At 62.5% G+C, this 13,773-nt stretch carries 17 protein-coding genes; 4 read left to right on the top strand and 13 right to left on the bottom strand.

Annotated features, from left to right (window positions below; all coding sequences use genetic code 11):
- Positions 1–365 precede the first annotated feature (365 nt).
- The 6 genes from rplO to rpsH are packed head-to-tail and all read right to left on the bottom strand — an operon-like array spanning position 366 to position 3,038.
- Positions 366–812: a 50S ribosomal protein L15 gene (gene rplO, locus CATRI_RS02170; protein ID WP_047252347.1), complete on the bottom strand. Its 447-nt coding sequence runs from the start codon at positions 810–812 to the stop codon at positions 366–368.
- Positions 813–818: 6 nt separating this feature from the next.
- The gene (gene rpmD / locus CATRI_RS02165) at positions 819–1,004 is read right to left on the bottom strand and encodes a 50S ribosomal protein L30 (RefSeq protein WP_290219274.1); all 186 of its coding nucleotides are present in this window, start codon (positions 1,002–1,004) and stop codon (positions 819–821) included.
- A 3-nt stretch (positions 1,005–1,007) separates the two neighbouring features.
- Positions 1,008–1,640, bottom strand: a complete 633-nt coding sequence (gene rpsE / locus CATRI_RS02160) for a 30S ribosomal protein S5 (RefSeq protein WP_047252345.1) — start codon at positions 1,638–1,640, stop codon at positions 1,008–1,010.
- Positions 1,641–1,680: 40 nt separating this feature from the next.
- Complete coding sequence (gene rplR / locus CATRI_RS02155) at positions 1,681–2,085, bottom strand: 50S ribosomal protein L18 (RefSeq protein ID WP_047252344.1); 405 nt, start codon at positions 2,083–2,085, stop codon at positions 1,681–1,683.
- 2 nt (positions 2,086–2,087) lie between these two features.
- The gene (gene rplF, locus CATRI_RS02150) at positions 2,088–2,624 is read right to left on the bottom strand and encodes a 50S ribosomal protein L6 (protein ID WP_047252343.1); all 537 of its coding nucleotides are present in this window, start codon (positions 2,622–2,624) and stop codon (positions 2,088–2,090) included.
- A gap of 15 nt (positions 2,625–2,639) precedes the next feature.
- Entirely contained in the window at positions 2,640–3,038 is a 399-nt protein-coding gene (rpsH, locus tag CATRI_RS02145; protein WP_290219272.1) for a 30S ribosomal protein S8, read from the bottom strand.
- Between the two features lie 272 nt (positions 3,039–3,310).
- On the opposite strand from rpsH, the gene CATRI_RS02140 reads away from it, so the two are divergent.
- Positions 3,311–3,592 (top strand): DUF6457 domain-containing protein, encoded by a 282-nt coding sequence (locus CATRI_RS02140; protein WP_290219271.1) that lies wholly within the window; start codon positions 3,311–3,313, stop codon positions 3,590–3,592.
- The gene (gene fdhD / locus CATRI_RS02135; RefSeq protein WP_290220914.1) at positions 3,589–4,425 is read left to right on the top strand and encodes a formate dehydrogenase accessory sulfurtransferase FdhD; all 837 of its coding nucleotides are present in this window, start codon (positions 3,589–3,591) and stop codon (positions 4,423–4,425) included. Before CATRI_RS02140 ends, fdhD begins: the two co-directional genes overlap by 4 nt.
- Here the strand turns inward: fdhD and CATRI_RS02130 are convergent.
- From CATRI_RS02130 to rplN, 4 genes are all read right to left on the bottom strand, one after another.
- Positions 4,395–5,081 (bottom strand): hypothetical protein, encoded by a 687-nt coding sequence (locus tag CATRI_RS02130; protein WP_290219270.1) that lies wholly within the window; start codon positions 5,079–5,081, stop codon positions 4,395–4,397. The genes fdhD and CATRI_RS02130 overlap by 31 nt on opposite strands.
- 302 nt (positions 5,082–5,383) lie before the next feature.
- Positions 5,384–5,938 (bottom strand): 50S ribosomal protein L5, encoded by a 555-nt coding sequence (gene rplE, locus CATRI_RS02125; RefSeq protein ID WP_047252338.1) that lies wholly within the window; start codon positions 5,936–5,938, stop codon positions 5,384–5,386.
- Positions 5,939–5,940: 2 nt separating this feature from the next.
- Complete coding sequence (rplX, locus tag CATRI_RS02120; protein ID WP_047252337.1) at positions 5,941–6,255, bottom strand: 50S ribosomal protein L24; 315 nt, start codon at positions 6,253–6,255, stop codon at positions 5,941–5,943.
- Positions 6,256–6,624 carry a 50S ribosomal protein L14 gene (rplN, locus tag CATRI_RS02115; protein ID WP_047252336.1) on the bottom strand — a complete coding sequence of 123 codons (369 nt, stop codon included), beginning with the start codon at positions 6,622–6,624 and terminating at the stop codon, positions 6,256–6,258.
- 238 nt (positions 6,625–6,862) lie between these two features.
- On the opposite strand from rplN, the gene CATRI_RS02110 reads away from it, so the two are divergent.
- Together CATRI_RS02110 and CATRI_RS02105 are read left to right on the top strand one after the other, a co-directional pair.
- Positions 6,863–8,554: a dynamin family protein gene (locus tag CATRI_RS02110; RefSeq protein ID WP_290219268.1), complete on the top strand. Its 1,692-nt coding sequence runs from the start codon at positions 6,863–6,865 to the stop codon at positions 8,552–8,554.
- A complete protein-coding gene (locus tag CATRI_RS02105) occupies positions 8,547–10,139 on the top strand; it encodes a GTPase family protein (RefSeq protein WP_290219266.1) in 1,593 nt (530 codons plus the stop codon). Before CATRI_RS02110 ends, CATRI_RS02105 begins: the two co-directional genes overlap by 8 nt.
- On the opposite strand, the gene CATRI_RS02100 is transcribed toward CATRI_RS02105, so the two are convergent.
- From CATRI_RS02100 to CATRI_RS02090, 3 genes are read right to left on the bottom strand one after another with little or no spacing between them, the layout of a single operon-like run.
- Positions 10,130–11,407 (bottom strand): ABC transporter permease, encoded by a 1,278-nt coding sequence (locus tag CATRI_RS02100; protein WP_290219265.1) that lies wholly within the window; start codon positions 11,405–11,407, stop codon positions 10,130–10,132. The genes CATRI_RS02105 and CATRI_RS02100 overlap by 10 nt on opposite strands.
- Before the next feature lies 1 nt (position 11,408).
- Positions 11,409–12,128 carry an ABC transporter ATP-binding protein gene (locus CATRI_RS02095; protein ID WP_290219264.1) on the bottom strand — a complete coding sequence of 240 codons (720 nt, stop codon included), beginning with the start codon at positions 12,126–12,128 and terminating at the stop codon, positions 11,409–11,411.
- Positions 12,112–13,740 carry a permuted SH3 domain-containing protein gene (locus tag CATRI_RS02090; protein ID WP_290219262.1) on the bottom strand — a complete coding sequence of 543 codons (1,629 nt, stop codon included), beginning with the start codon at positions 13,738–13,740 and terminating at the stop codon, positions 12,112–12,114. The genes CATRI_RS02095 and CATRI_RS02090 overlap by 17 nt, the downstream gene beginning before the upstream one ends.
- Between the last annotated feature and the right edge of the window lie 33 nt (positions 13,741–13,773).

Raw genomic sequence — 13,773 nt, 5'->3', positions numbered from 1 at the left:
CCGGATGACGGGGGCGGCGTCGATAAGCACGGTGTTAGTGGCACTCCGGAGGAAGTTGCTGCTGCCATAGTCGAGCACGCAGAAGGTGACCTTGCGGTCGGCGCATAGGCGCGGACGATCAGGGTTTTGTGGGAGCCAGTATGCACGGACCGCGCAAAAGCCCCGGACGTTGCCACGGCCTGCGCAGAGGGGGTACACGTCAAGCCTGGCGCGTTGGCGAGGATGAAGGCGCTCAGGCCGCTGTGTAACAAAAGTGGGCGCAGGGCTCTTACACACAAAGGTCACCGCCATAAAAACTACTGCCCCATTCCGCACAGCGGAATGGGGCAGTAGTTCCTGACCTCAACGGCCAAGTCAACGAGGGCTTAAGCCTCGGTGACGGTGCCTCCGGCAGCCTCGATCTTCTCGACGGCGGACTTGGAGAACTTGGCAGCGGTGACGTTCAGCTTGACGCCGAGGTCGCCGTTGCCCAGAACCTTCACCGGCTGCTTCGGGCGCACGAGGCCCGCTGCAACGATGTCGGCAACAGTGACGTCGCCGCCCTGCGGGAAAGCCTTCTCCAGGTCGGAAACGTTAACAACCTGGAAGTAGACCTTGTTCGGGTTTTTGAAGCCCTTGAGCTTCGGCAGACGCATGTGCAGCGGCATCTGGCCACCCTCGAAAGCGGCCGAAACCTGCTTGCGAGCCTTGGTGCCCTTGGTACCGCGACCAGCGGTCTTACCCTTGGAAGCCTCGCCGCGGCCAACGCGGGTCTTCGGCGTGTTTGCGCCCTTTGCCGGACGCAGGTCGTGGAGCTTAATAATTTCGCTCATGTGTTACTACTCCCCTGCCACTTCTTCGACGGTGACCAGGTGGCGCACGACGTGGATCATGCCACGCACCGCGGGGGTGTCGGGGCGAACCACGGAGTGGCGGATGCGGCGAAGTCCGAGAGACTGCATGTTCTCACGCTGCTTCGGCTTGGTGCCAACCAGTCCCTTGATCTGGGTGATCTTCAGAGCCATAATTTACGCCTCCTGACCTGCGCGGGCGCGCAGCATACGAGCCGGAGCGACCTCCTCGAGGGTCTTGCCGCGGCGTGCGGCGACCTCTTCGGGGCGAACCAGCTGCTTCAGGCCGTCCACGGTGGCGTGGACGACGTTGATGGCGTTGTCGGAGCCGAGAGACTTCGACAGGATGTCCTGAACGCCAGCGCACTCAAGCACCGGGCGGGCAGCGCCACCAGCGATTACACCGGTACCCGGTGCAGCCGGGCGGAGCATCACGATGCCCGCTGCAGCCTCACCCTGAACCGGGTGGGTGATGGTGCCGCCGACCATCGGGACGCGGAAGAAGTTCTTACGAGCCTCTTCAGCACCCTTCTGGATCGCAGCCGGAACTTCCTTAGCCTTGCCGTAGCCAACGCCGACCATGCCCTGGCCGTCGCCCACGATCACGAGAGCGGTGAAGCTGAAGCGACGACCACCCTTGACGACCTTGGACACGCGGTTGATGGTGACAACGCGCTCCAGGTACTGGCTGCGCTCGTCCTGCTGCTGGTTACGACGATCGTCGCGACGTCCGCCGCGGCGATCATTCTTGTTGTTGTTGCTGTTGTCGTCGGCGGAGCGTCCGCCGTCACGCCGTTCACGTCCCGGCATTACGCGATCCTTCCGTTGATGTTCATGGAGTCGGTGATCATTAGAACTTCAGACCACCTTCACGTGCGGCATCAGCCAGAGCGGCAATGCGGCCGTGGTACTTGTAACCCGCACGGTCGAACACGACCGTCTCGATGCCAGCGGCCTTGGCGCGCTCAGCGATGAGCTGACCGACCTTGGCGCCCTTGGCCTTCTTGTCGCCCTCAACGGTGCGAACGTCCGGCTCCATGGTGGAGGCGGCGACCAGGGTGTGACCGGCATTGTCGTCGATCACCTGCACGTGCAGGTGACGGGAGGTGCGGTGCACGACCAGACGCGGCGCCTCGGGGGTGCCACGGAGGGTCTTGCGGATGCGGAAGTGACGGCGTGCGCGGGCCTCGCGGCGGCGGGACGAAATGTCCTTGCCAACCGGGGTGCGCTTGGAGTTCTCTGCAGTGTTGCTCATGCTTACTTACCCGTCTTTCCGACCTTGCGGCGGACCTGCTCGCCTTCGTAGCGGATGCCCTTGCCCTTGTAGGGGTCGTCCTTCCGCAGACGGCGAATGTTGGCGGCGATCTGCCCGACCTGCTGCTTGTCAATACCCGCGATGGAGAACTTGGTGGTGCCATCAACCGCAAAGGTGATGCCCTCCGGAGCCTCGATCAGAATCGGGTGGGAGTAGCCGAGGGCGAACTCAAGGTTCTTGCCCTTAGCCTGGACGCGGTAGCCCACGCCGAAGATCTCCATCTTGATGGTGTAGCCCTCGGTCACGCCGACAACCAGGTTGTTGACGAGAGAACGGGACAGACCGTGGAGTGCACGGTTCTTGCGGTTGTCATCCGGACGAGTAACGAGGATCTCGTTCTCCTCAACGGCAACGGAGATCGGGGCCGGGACCTCGAAAGACAGGGTGCCCTTCGGGCCCTTGACCTCGATGTTCTGGCCGTCGATCGTCGTGGTGACGCCGGACGGGATGGCAATCGGGTTTTTACCGATACGCGACATTAGTCAATCCTCCCTTTACCAGACGTAGGCGAGGACTTCTCCGCCTACGCCCTTCTCGGTTGCCTGACGGTCGGTCAGCAGACCCTGGGACGTGGAAATGATAGCCACGCCCAGGCCCCCGAGGACCTGCGGCAGATTGGTGGACTTGGCGTACACGCGCAGACCCGGCTTGGACACGCGGCGCAGACCAGCGATGGAGCGCTCACGAGACGGGCTGTACTTCAGCTCGAGGGAGAGGGTCTTGCCGACCCGAGCATCCTCGACGGAGTAGCCAGCAATGTAGCCCTCCTGCTTGAGGATCTCCGCGATGTTGATCTTCAGCTTGGAAGACGGCATCGACACGGTGTCGTGGTGCGCATGGTTTGCATTGCGCACGCGCGACAGCATGTCGGCGATAGGATCAGTCATGGTCATGTTAGGTGACCGGTACCTTTCTCGCTGCGGTTCCCTACCCACCGTGGTCGTTTGCCGGGTATTCCGTCGGGCCACTTCACGCTCCCCAAACTCAATAGCCTGGGGCGCTCGCTGCCACTTCCACCCGGTCGCCATGTTGGCGGGGGGCCTACAACAAAGTTGAATGATTTAGTTCTTGGCGGTTACGTGCACCTTTCTCAAGGCACACGAGTCCGACAAGCCAGGGTACCCGTCCAGACCCCCAGCTCAAAATCCCTCCTAGAATGGTCAGAATGAACGCGCACAAAGAAGAGAATCTCGCCTCCGCACACTCCTGGCTAATTGCGGCAGCGACCTCCCTCGACCTAGAACTTTCCCTGGTCAATGACCTCATGCGCGACATTCTCGATCTCACCCGCGACGTCGCCCATGGCCCCTCCCGGCCCGCCGCCCCGGTCACCGCTTTCCTGCTCGGATTGTCCGTCGGACGAGCGACCTCCGACCCCGAGGAGACCGTGACCCTCACGAAGTCCCAGGCGCACGCTCTCCAGATGATGCTGCAGGAACGGTCATAGTGGGAAGGCTTAACCGGACCTTCGCTGTCACCCGTGTCTCCGTCGGGCCTGATGGAGTTGACACCGACACCCGGGCTGACTACGTCACCGCCGAGGAACCTCTCGAGCTTCGCGTCGGCGGCCCCATACTCAATACCACGATGCGCACACCTGGCCACGACATCGAGATGGTACACGGTTTCCTTTACGGAGAAGGCATCATCCGTTCCGCCTCTGACGTCGCCACCGCCCGTTACTGTGCCGGTGCCACCGGCCCCGATGGCGCCAACACCTACAACGTCATCGAGGTCGATCTCGCCTCCAGCGTTCGTGCTCCCGGCCTCGAATCATTTCGCTTATCGACGACCACCTCTGCCTGCGGGGTCTGCGGATCTTCCTCCATCGAACAAATTCTGGGCAAGGTCGCCGCTCCCCCGCGCCGATTTCCCCTCGACCCCGCCGTCGTGGTCCAGCTTCCCGACCTGTTGCGGGATCAGCAGCAGCAATTCCGCCGTACCGGCGGAATCCACGCCGCGGGTGCGTTTACAAGGGACGGCGAGCTCATCGTAGCCCGCGAGGACATCGGCCGTCACAATGCCGCCGACAAAGTAATCGGCCATCTTCTTCTCCAGGGCCTACTCCCCGCTGATGACCTCATCCTGGTCATGAGCTCGCGTGCGTCCTTCGAACTGGCCCAGAAAGCCGTCATGGCTGGGTTCGGAGCGCTCGTCGCCGTCTCAGCTGCCAGCTCCCTCGCCGTGGACCTCGCCCGATCCGCCGGTTTGGCGCTGACCGGCTTCACCCGCGGCAATCGCTTCAACCTCTACGCGGGCGAACTCATCTCCGAGGCATAGAGAAGCACCGTCCCCGCCACAACCGACCCCACAGCCGGCGCCGGCTTCACACCCTCGGGCAAGGCCACCGCGATTGGCACCTTCGTATCGATGAGCAGATACCAAAAGCTCTTCCCCGTCAGTGCATTGGCGCGCAGCTCAACCTGACGGCATCGCCCGGACAGAAATGCGACGGCATTCGGTTGCTGGACACCACCCTGAAGCGAGATCAAGCCAGGCGAAATCAACTGCCCGACGGCGGCGGAATCATCCTCCGCCAGATATGCCTCTTCCGTGGGATACACCCGAAGGTCCTCCACACCTACCGCACTGAGGCGCAGCTCCTGCGCATGATGCGGTTCATCGCTAGCGTATTTCGCTGGGAACTCCACATTGGCCAACACCATGGCATCGCCCATATCCACCCGCGCGGTTGTATCACTTAAGCGCGTCACCTCGGCAGCTTCACTCACCGGACCAGAGACCCCCGCATGCAGGTACGGCTTGCTATCACGCAGACCCACGCTGATTCGGGCGCCCGAAGGATCCACGTAGACCGCGCACAATTGGTAGCCATCACCGCAGTCCTCCTCCCCCATCAGCTCTTGATCAAACACCAAGTCTGAAATCTCACCAGGTTGCTGATCAAATCCGACCGCCAGAAATTCGGGATACATGGCCTTCATCCTAAGTGAGTGCTCCCGACATCCTGATCGCGACCTGAACCCCGCCCCGGCGTGCAAAACACCAGGATGCCCCTCGCCTAGAGGCCTTCCCGTCGCGATCACGCCCGATCCCGACCCCCTGCTCACGACCCGAACCAACCCCAGCACCCAAACCCCCAGGTCGCGCAACCCCGCACACCGCAAAACAGCCTAAAAGTCGCGATCAGCCCGTCGCGATCACAACCCAAGCAGCAGAAAACGCCCCCACCGTCCCCCCAACCGGGGAACAATGAGGGCGTTTCAGACCGAACTGCCTACTTCTTGAAGGGGAAGCCGAGCTCGCGGAGCAGGGCACGACCTTCGTCGTTGTTGGAGGCGGTGGTGACGACAGTGATGTCCATGCCGCGGGGGCGATCGACCTTGTCGACATCGATCTCGTAGAACATGGTCTGCTCGTTGAGGCCGAAGGTGTAGTTGCCGTGGCCGTCGAACTGCTGGTCAGACAGACCGCGGAAGTCGCGGATACGGGGGAGGGCGACGGTCAGGAGACGGTCGAGGAACTCCCACATGCGGTCGCCACGGAGGGTGACGCGGGCGCCGATGGGCATACCTTCGCGGAGCTTGAAGTTCGCGATGGACTTCTTGGCGCGACGCAGCTGCGGCTTCTGGCCGGTGATGAGGGTGAGGTCCTCGAGAGCACCGTTGATCAGCTTGGAGTCGCGAGCTGCCTCGCCGACGCCCATGTTGACGACAACCTTGGTGACGCCGGGGATCTGCATGACGTTCTCGTAGGAGAACTCATCGTTGAGCTTGGTGCGGATTTCCTCGCGGTAGCGAGTCTTCAGACGCGGGGTGTAGTTCTCGCTCATGCTTAGATGTCCTTCCCGTTACGACGCGAGATACGGACTTTCTTGCCGTTCTCGTCGAAGCGGTAACCGACGCGGGTCGGGTTGCCGTCGGAGTCCAGGACCATCACGTTGGAGACGTGGATCGGTGCTTCCTGGGTAACAATTCCGCCGGACTCAGCGCCGCGCTCCGGTGCGGAGTTGGCGACGTGCTTCTTGATGCGGTTGACGCCCTCAACGAGGACCTTTTCCTTCTTCGGGAAAGCCTGAATGACCTTGCCCTTGGCGCCCTTGTCGGGGCCAGAGATGACGAGGACCATATCGCCCTTGTGGATCTTCAACTAAATCACCTCCGGTGCAAGCGACACGATCTTCATGAACTTCTTCTCGCGAAGCTCACGAGCAACTGGGCCGAAGATGCGGGTTCCGCGCGGCTCGTTGTCGGTCTTGATGATGACAGCCGCGTTCTCGTCGAAGCGGATGTAGGAGCCGTCTGCGCGACGGGTTTCCTTCTTGGTACGAACGATGACGGCCTTGACGATTTCGCCAGCCTTGACGTTGCCACCGGGAGTTGCCTCCTTGACGGTGGCGACGATGACGTCACCGATTCCGGCAAAGCGTCGGGTCGAGCCGCCGAGCACACGGATGCACAGGATTTCCCTGGCGCCGGTGTTATCGGCGATCTTCAGACGCGATTCCTGCTGAATCACTTTGGTCTCCTGACCTGGATTAATGTGCGCGAAGATTTCCGGCCTTGCACGCACCTGGTCTATTGTCTTGCTGTTTTCCTTGCTTATCGACGAACGCACCCCACCGGGTGGTCGAAGGGTCTCGGCGTCGCATTCGGAAATGCATGCGGCACCGACCAACTCGGTCAACCCGAGTATTCAACCACAGTCGCCGCTTCGATTCCAAACTCTTTCGCAGGGAGTCTGCCACAATGAATGGGTGAACAACTCATCGTTGGATTCTGTAGTCCACCTGCGTGAGACAGTGGCAGACGCGACCTTCGCCGTCGATGCCTCCGCAGAGGCCGAGGCGAGGGCGGTCATCGACCAAATCGACGACTATATTCTGCCGCGCCTGGCCAACATTGATGCGCCGTTGTTGGCGGTGGTGGGCGGCTCGACCGGGAGTGGCAAGTCGACGTTGGTGAACGCGATCGTCGGCAAGCAGGTGAGCCAGGCGGGAGTAATTCGCCCAACGACTCGGCAGCCGGTGTTGGTGGCAAATCCGGCGGATTCCGCCTGGTTCAACTCGAACCGGGTGCTCCCGGGGTTGGCGCGCGAGCAGGGCGAACCGGGGGCAAATCCGACTGCGACGTCGCTGCGGACGGTGTCGACCGATGCCATCAGCCCGGGGTTGGCGCTTCTCGACGCCCCCGATTTCGATTCCATCGATGACCGTAACCGGGCGCTCGCGTCCCAGCTGCTGGCGGCGGCGGACTTGTGGGTGTTTGTGACCACGCCGTCGCGCTATGCGGATCAGTTGGTGTGGAACTTCCTGCATGAGGCGGCGGGCCGCGATATTGAGGTCATTGTGATCCTCAATCGTGTGGATGAGGATTCGGTTCCCGTGGATCTGCGGCGCATGATGAGCGAGGCAGGTCTGGGCCGCGCGACCTTGTACACGGTGCCGGATGCTGGGCCGGTGGAGGGACTGCTGCCGGGGGAACTGGTGACGCAAATAAGCAAGCATTTGCATGAGTTGGCGGCGGATGCCGCTGCCCGGCGCGCCATGGCTGGCAAGACGGTGCTGGGCGCGGTCAATCGGGTGGGAATGCGCGTGGAGGAGCTGGCTTCAAAACGACAGCGCCAGGAAGAGTTCGGTGAGCAGCTGGCCGGGGTGTTCGATGGCAATTATCAACGCGCGGTGGAGCAGGTGATTGATGCCACGAGCGATGGCAATCTCCTGCGACAGGAGGTGGTGCAGCGCTGGCAGGATTTCGTCGGCACCTCGGATGCGTTCCGCACTATTGAGCGCTGGTATTCGATGGCGGTGGATCGGGTGGGAAGCTTCTTCACTGGTCGGCCGGCGCCGATCCGTGAGGTGGAGAAGGAGATCGAGGCCGGGTTGCACGCGGTGGTGGTCGATTCGGCCGAAACCGCCGCGGTGCGGTCGTGGTCCCACCTCGGCTCCGTCGCGCCTGAGTTGCGGGCGGCATCGTCCCCGGGGTTGGCCGCCGCCAGCCCGGATATCAACGACCAGGCTGCCGAGCTAGTGCGGGAGTGGCAGGCCGGGTTGGTCAGCTACATCCAGGACAATGCTGGGGATAAGCGGATGAAAGCGCGGATTATGTCGTTGAGCCTCAACGTCATCACCGTTGCGCTCATGTTGGTGGTGTTCGCCTCAACGGCGGGCCTGACCGGCGGGGAGATCGCGATTGCGGGCGGTTCCGCGGTGGTGGGACAGAAAATGCTGGAGACGGTCTTCGGTGAGGATAATGTGCGCCGGATGGCCAAGCGGGCCCGCGAGGACCTCAACGATCGCATCGATGTCCTCATGGCCGCCGAGCGGGCCCGCTACGACGAGGTCACGTCGCAGTTGACCGCCGGGGCAACGTCGGATGAGCTTCGCGATGCCGCCCACGCGGCCCAGAGCGACGTTCGCAGGCGGACGGGGGATGAAGGTCGTGTTTAAAAAGAAGAGCACTCTCAACCAGCGTCTCGACGCCCTCGCAAACGCCGCCGCCCTCGGCGCACCGTACCTCTCCCCCGCAGAGCACGAATCCCTCACCCGCATCTCCGCCGCAGCCGCCGAGCGGCGCGCGCTCTCGGGCGATCACACGGTGGTGGGCTTCTTCGGTGCGACTGGTTCCGGCAAGACGTCGCTGTTCAACGCTGTTGTCGGCGAGGACCTGGGTGTCACCGCTGCCCGCCGCCCCACCACGTCTTCTCCCCTAGCCGCGGTGTGGCAACCCGAGGGTTCGGAGGAACTCCTCGATTGGTTGGCCGTAGAGGACCGGCGCAACCGTCCCGGCGAGTTCAGCCCTGGAGCGGGCGGACTCATCCTGCTTGACCTGCCCGATTTCGACTCGGTTGAGCCACGGCACCGGGAGATCGCCACGCGGTTGGCGGGGCAGGTCGATGTGCTCGTGTGGGTCACCGACCCGGAGAAGTACGCCGATTCGATCATCCATGACCATTTCATCCGCCCACACGCCTCCCACAGCTCGGTGACATTGGCCGTGTTGAACAAATCAGACAAACTGAATCCCGATGACCGCCGCCGCGTGGCTTCGTCGCTGCAGCAATTGCTCGCCGATGATGGACTAAAAAAGGTCTCGGTTATCGCCACCTCCGCTCGCACCGGCCTCGGGGTCGATGACTTACGGCAGGCTATCGCCCGCGTCGCTTCCCGCCGCACCGCGCAACAGGCGCGCATTGAGGCGGATATCTCGACGTCGATAAGCCCGTGGGCGAATGCCCCAGGGCTGAAGAAGGTGCCGGATTCCGCGAAACGCGAGCTGGACACCCTGCTTTCCGACGCCGCCGGCACCGAGCAGCTCGCCGCCGTCACCGCCGCCGCCTACCGCAAGCGGCTCGGCCAAAAGACCGGATGGCTGCTGACGTCCTGGCTGCTGCGATTGCGCCCAGATCCCCTGCGGCGGCTTGGTCTCCGCGAGGAAGCAGACGACACCGGGGTGCATCGCACATCCCTGCCCAGCCTCGAGGCTTCCGGCCGAGCTGTGGCTAATCGCGGAGTGCGCGGCTACGCGGCCGCCGCCGCCGAGGGTCTGCCGGAAAGCTGGGCCGGGGCTATCGTCGACCGCACCGAGACGATCATTGACGAGCTACCTGAAAAGCTCGATCGCGCCGCCGCCCGCACCAAACTGCCCGCCCAACCCTCGGGTGCTTGGGGCGTGTTCACCGTCCTGCAGTGGCTGGCACTCCTCGGCGCCCTGGTCGGGGTCGGCTGGTATCTCCTGGCTGCTTTCCTCCCCGGTGCCCTGTACCCACTCATGGACGAGATCATCCCCGAAGTCGAAGGCTGGCCGATCCCCACCCTCCTCATTCTGGGTGGGATCTTGCTCGGGATAGTGCTGGGGCTCTTTACCTCCGTTTTTGGCTTGGCCATCGGCGGCGGAGTGAAGCGACGCACCCGCAAGGCCCTGCGTCGGGAAGTGGCGCAGATATCCACCCAGGAAGTTCAAACCCCGCTGCTGGACATTCGCCAGCGCTATGGGGAGTTCCTTTCCGCGATCAAAACTGCTGGTTATTCGTAGCGCAGTGCCTCGATCGGATCGAGCTTGGCTGCCTTATTCGCCGGGTAGTAGCCGAAGAATAGGCCGATGCCCAGGGAGAAGAACAAGGAGATGAAGACGCCGCTAATGGGCGGGTAGACGAAGGTACCCAACAGCTTCGCGCCGACCATGCCAAACGTTCCACCCAACACGATGCCGATCAGTCCGCCAATGAGGCACACGATCATGGACTCGACAACGAACTGGGTGCGGATGTGGCGTCGAGTAGCTCCCAACGCCTTACGCACACCGATCTCCCTTGTGCGTTCGGTGACGGTGATGAGCATGATGTTCATAACCCCGATACCTCCGACCAGCAGTGAAATGCCCGCGATCGCGGAGAGCGCGATACTCATGGTGCTGAGCATGGTGTTGAACTGCTCCAGCTCTTTCTTCATATCGGTGACCTTGGCCTGGTAGGCCGTGTTGTCCTCGTACCAGCGGTTGACAAAGGTCTGCAAGTCCTGCTTGATGGTGTCGGCATTTCCACCCGCATTCACCCGCACGCTGAGGCTGTCCCAGGTGCCGTTGAAATCCGAGACTCGTTCCTCGGCCAGGTACGGCACGTACAGGCTTGACGGGGTCGACCCCATGGATACCACTCCGCCGCTCTTGGGTTCCTCGTACACCCCGACCACGACGAAAGACGCAAAACCCTTGTCCGTCTCGAAGTCGAACTCCTTACCCAACGCCGCTTGCTCATCGCCCTGGAACAAGTCTTTCACCATGGTGGGAGAGATGATCGCCACGGGACGATCGCCCGTGATGTCCTCCTCCCGCAGCAGCCGTCCCTGACTGAGCTTGACGTTTTTCAGCGTTTGATAGTCCGCGTTGATGCCCTTGAGGCTGGTCCGAGAGGTCCGGCCCTCCCGGCTCGCATCACCGGAATGGGACGAGGTATCGCCGATGGACACGCCCTTGATGCGATCTTGGAATGCGACCTTGAGCTGTTCAACCATCTCCGCATTGATACGGTCGGCGGGATCCTGCGAGGTACTGCCGTAGTACATGCTGGTTTCTTCTTGCTCCGGCTCACCCGGCGCGGGGCGCGGCTGCACCTGAATGGTGAAGTCGTTGGCGCCGGCTTGATCCAGACTCGACAGCGTCTGCGCCCGCAGCGACTGACCCAACGTGAGGATGGTGATCACCGAAGCGATACCAATGATGACGCCCAACAAGGTGAGCAACGAGCGCATCTTGTTGGAGCGCAGGCTGGTCATGGCCAGACCGATGGATTCCCACAAGCTCATGTCAGTGGCCTCCGTCAGTGTCAACGATGACGCCATCGCGCATGGTAACTACCCGGCTGGTCTCTTGGGCCAGCTCCGGGTTGTGAGTAATGAAGACGATGGTCTTGCCATGCTCCTGATTGAGCTCGTGGAATAGGTCCATGACCATGCGCCCGGTGGCGGAGTCGAGGGCGCCCGTGGGCTCATCCGCGAGAATGAGGTCGGGGTTGTTCGCCAGCGCCCGGGCGATTGCGACGCGCTGTTTCTGTCCGCCCGAAAGCTCGTTGGGCAGGTGGTTCATGCGGTCTTTCATGCCCACCATCTCGAGCAGTTCCTCGGCCCGGCGGTTTCTTTCGCGCCCGGACATCCCGGCGTACATCATCGGCATGGCGACGTTGCGAATCGCATCGATGCGGCCAATGAGGTTGAAGTTCTGAAACACGAATCCGATGTTTTGGCTGCGGTAGCGGGCCAACCGATCTTCATCCGCCTCAAGCACGTCGGTGCCGCTGAAAATGTAGGAACCTTCGGTGGGTCGGTCGAGCAGGCCAATGATGTTCATCAGCGTGGACTTTCCAGAGCCGGAAGTACCCACGACGGAGACGAACTCTCCTGGGTCGGTGTAGAAATCGCAACCGTGCAGGACCGTTAGTTCGGCCGGGGTGCCAATGTTGAAGGTCTTGACGATGCCCCGCATGTCAATGACGCGCTCCGGCGCGATGACGCTACTCAGTTGCGTCATTGACCGCGACCTTCTGCCCCTCGTACTGCAGGTAGTTGGAAGGCTGGTTAATGACCCGCTCGCCCTCCTTCAAGGTCCCGCCGGTGACGGCCACGTCGATCTCGTTGGAAGCGCCGAGGGTGACCTCGCGACGCTCCACGACGTACTGGCCCGAGTCCTCGGCGAGGACGAGGACGTACTTCTTGCCCGATTCCTCGATGACGGCATCCCGGGGGACGGCGAGTTTTCCGGTCTCGCGTTCGGTGATGATCTGTGCCTTGGCGGAGCCGCCGATGCGCAGCCCTTCAGTTTTGCCAGTCACCTCAATTTCCACGGGGAAAGCGGCCTTACGGTTAGCGGTGTCCTTGACGGCTCCTTCCGCGGTGCCGCCCGGAGTCGCGGCCACCGGGGAGACGAAGCGAACCTTGCCTTGGAACTCCTTTGTCCCGGTGGTGGGAGTAGTGAAGGTGACCGGCTTTCCAACCGTGACTTGTGGGACATCTACTTCCTTGACCTCAGTTTTGATGATCAGGGCACCCTCGTCCGCGACGGTGAGCAAGGTACCGGCGGCCGGCTTTCCCTTTTCGGCAACGACGGAGGTGACGATGCCGCCCATGGGAGTGCGCACCTCCCGGTTGGAGATGTCCACCAACAGCTGGTTACTCCCCTGAGAGGAAGCGGCCTTGGCGGCCTGTGCCCCGCGCCACGCCTGATCGACGGCAGAGGCATGGGTATCCAACTGCTGCTGTGCCCCGAGGCGGGCCGACTCGAGGGCGATGGCCGCCTCCTTTTTGGCCTCGAAGGCTTGCCCGACGGCCCGCTGCGAGGTGGCCAGCTCCGTATCGACGTTGCCCAGAGTTACCTCGTAGGCTCGTTGATTCTGATCAAGGACCTGGGCCGCGCCGTGCAGGCGATTGACGGAGTCAATTGCCGAGACCACGGTGCCGGCCGCTGCACCAGTGTTATCCGTGGGACTAGTTGCCGTGCCGCCCGGTTTGGAGCCTGCGAGGGTATCGGCAGCGGTGATGCCGCTGCGTACAGCATCCAACGCCGCCGAGATGAGTTGCGTGCGGGAGTTTTCCACTGCGTTGCCCTGCTCACGAATGGCGGTGTCGGTGCCATCGGCACGATGCTTGGCTTTGGCGTCGAAGGCAGCCACGGAATCGACGTACTGGCCATCCGCTGTGCGCAGGGCGGCTTCGGCAGAGATGATCTGCTGGTTCAGCCCCTCATCCAGCCCGGTCTTGTACTGCTGATACTGCTGCTGGGCCTGTTCAACCTGGGTCAGCGCGGCGGCATCGCTCGTCGCCTGCTGGGCACGCTGCGTGTCCAACTCCCGTTGTTGGGCGGAGACATCGATGTGGGCGAGGACTTGCTCCGCATTGACGCGGTCCCCGACCTTGACATCCAGTTGCTCCACCGAGCCGCTCAGGTGCGTTGATAGCACGACGGTGCGCAGGGGGTCGACCGTGCCGCTCACCATCACTCGGCTGACGACGTCTTCTTTCTTCGCCACCCGATAGTCCTGCGACGCCAGCGTCACCGCTGGCCCCTTGGGGAGAAAAAAGAAGATGAGGCCGGCGATCAAGATGACCCCGATCGCTATGGACGGGATGAGGACACGGCGGCTCATAGAACTTTCTCCAGGTTTGTGCGGGCTCAACGT

Origin of the sequence: Corynebacterium atrinae (genome assembly GCF_030408455.1) — a bacterium.
GTDB classification, from domain to species: Bacteria; Actinomycetota; Actinomycetes; order Mycobacteriales; family Mycobacteriaceae; genus Corynebacterium; species Corynebacterium atrinae.
This window is presented reverse-complemented; position numbering and strand designations above follow the sequence as displayed.

Excerpts from the sequence above, each read along its gene's own strand:
- CATRI_RS02095 (WP_290219264.1), bottom strand. The coding sequence starts at position 12,128 with ATGACGCAACTGAGTAGCGTCATCGCGCCGGAGCGCGTCATTGACATG.
- rplO (WP_047252347.1), bottom strand. The coding sequence starts at position 812 with ATGAGCGAAATTATTAAGCTCCACGACCTGCGTCCGGCAAAGGGCGCA.
- CATRI_RS02100 (WP_290219265.1), bottom strand. The coding sequence starts at position 11,407 with ATGAGCTTGTGGGAATCCATCGGTCTGGCCATGACCAGCCTGCGCTCC.
- rplR (WP_047252344.1), bottom strand. The coding sequence starts at position 2,085 with ATGAGCAACACTGCAGAGAACTCCAAGCGCACCCCGGTTGGCAAGGAC.
- rpsE (WP_047252345.1), bottom strand. The coding sequence starts at position 1,640 with ATGCCGGGACGTGAACGGCGTGACGGCGGACGCTCCGCCGACGACAAC.
- CATRI_RS02130 (WP_290219270.1), bottom strand. The coding sequence starts at position 5,081 with ATGTATCCCGAATTTCTGGCGGTCGGATTTGATCAGCAACCTGGTGAG.
- CATRI_RS02090 (WP_290219262.1), bottom strand. The coding sequence starts at position 13,740 with ATGAGCCGCCGTGTCCTCATCCCGTCCATAGCGATCGGGGTCATCTTG.
- rplF (WP_047252343.1), bottom strand. The coding sequence starts at position 2,624 with ATGTCGCGTATCGGTAAAAACCCGATTGCCATCCCGTCCGGCGTCACC.
- rplE (WP_047252338.1), bottom strand. The coding sequence starts at position 5,938 with ATGAGCGAGAACTACACCCCGCGTCTGAAGACTCGCTACCGCGAGGAA.
- rpmD (WP_290219274.1), bottom strand. The coding sequence starts at position 1,004 with ATGGCTCTGAAGATCACCCAGATCAAGGGACTGGTTGGCACCAAGCCG.
- rpsH (WP_290219272.1), bottom strand. The coding sequence starts at position 3,038 with ATGACCATGACTGATCCTATCGCCGACATGCTGTCGCGCGTGCGCAAT.
- CATRI_RS02140 (WP_290219271.1), top strand. The coding sequence starts at position 3,311 with ATGAACGCGCACAAAGAAGAGAATCTCGCCTCCGCACACTCCTGGCTA.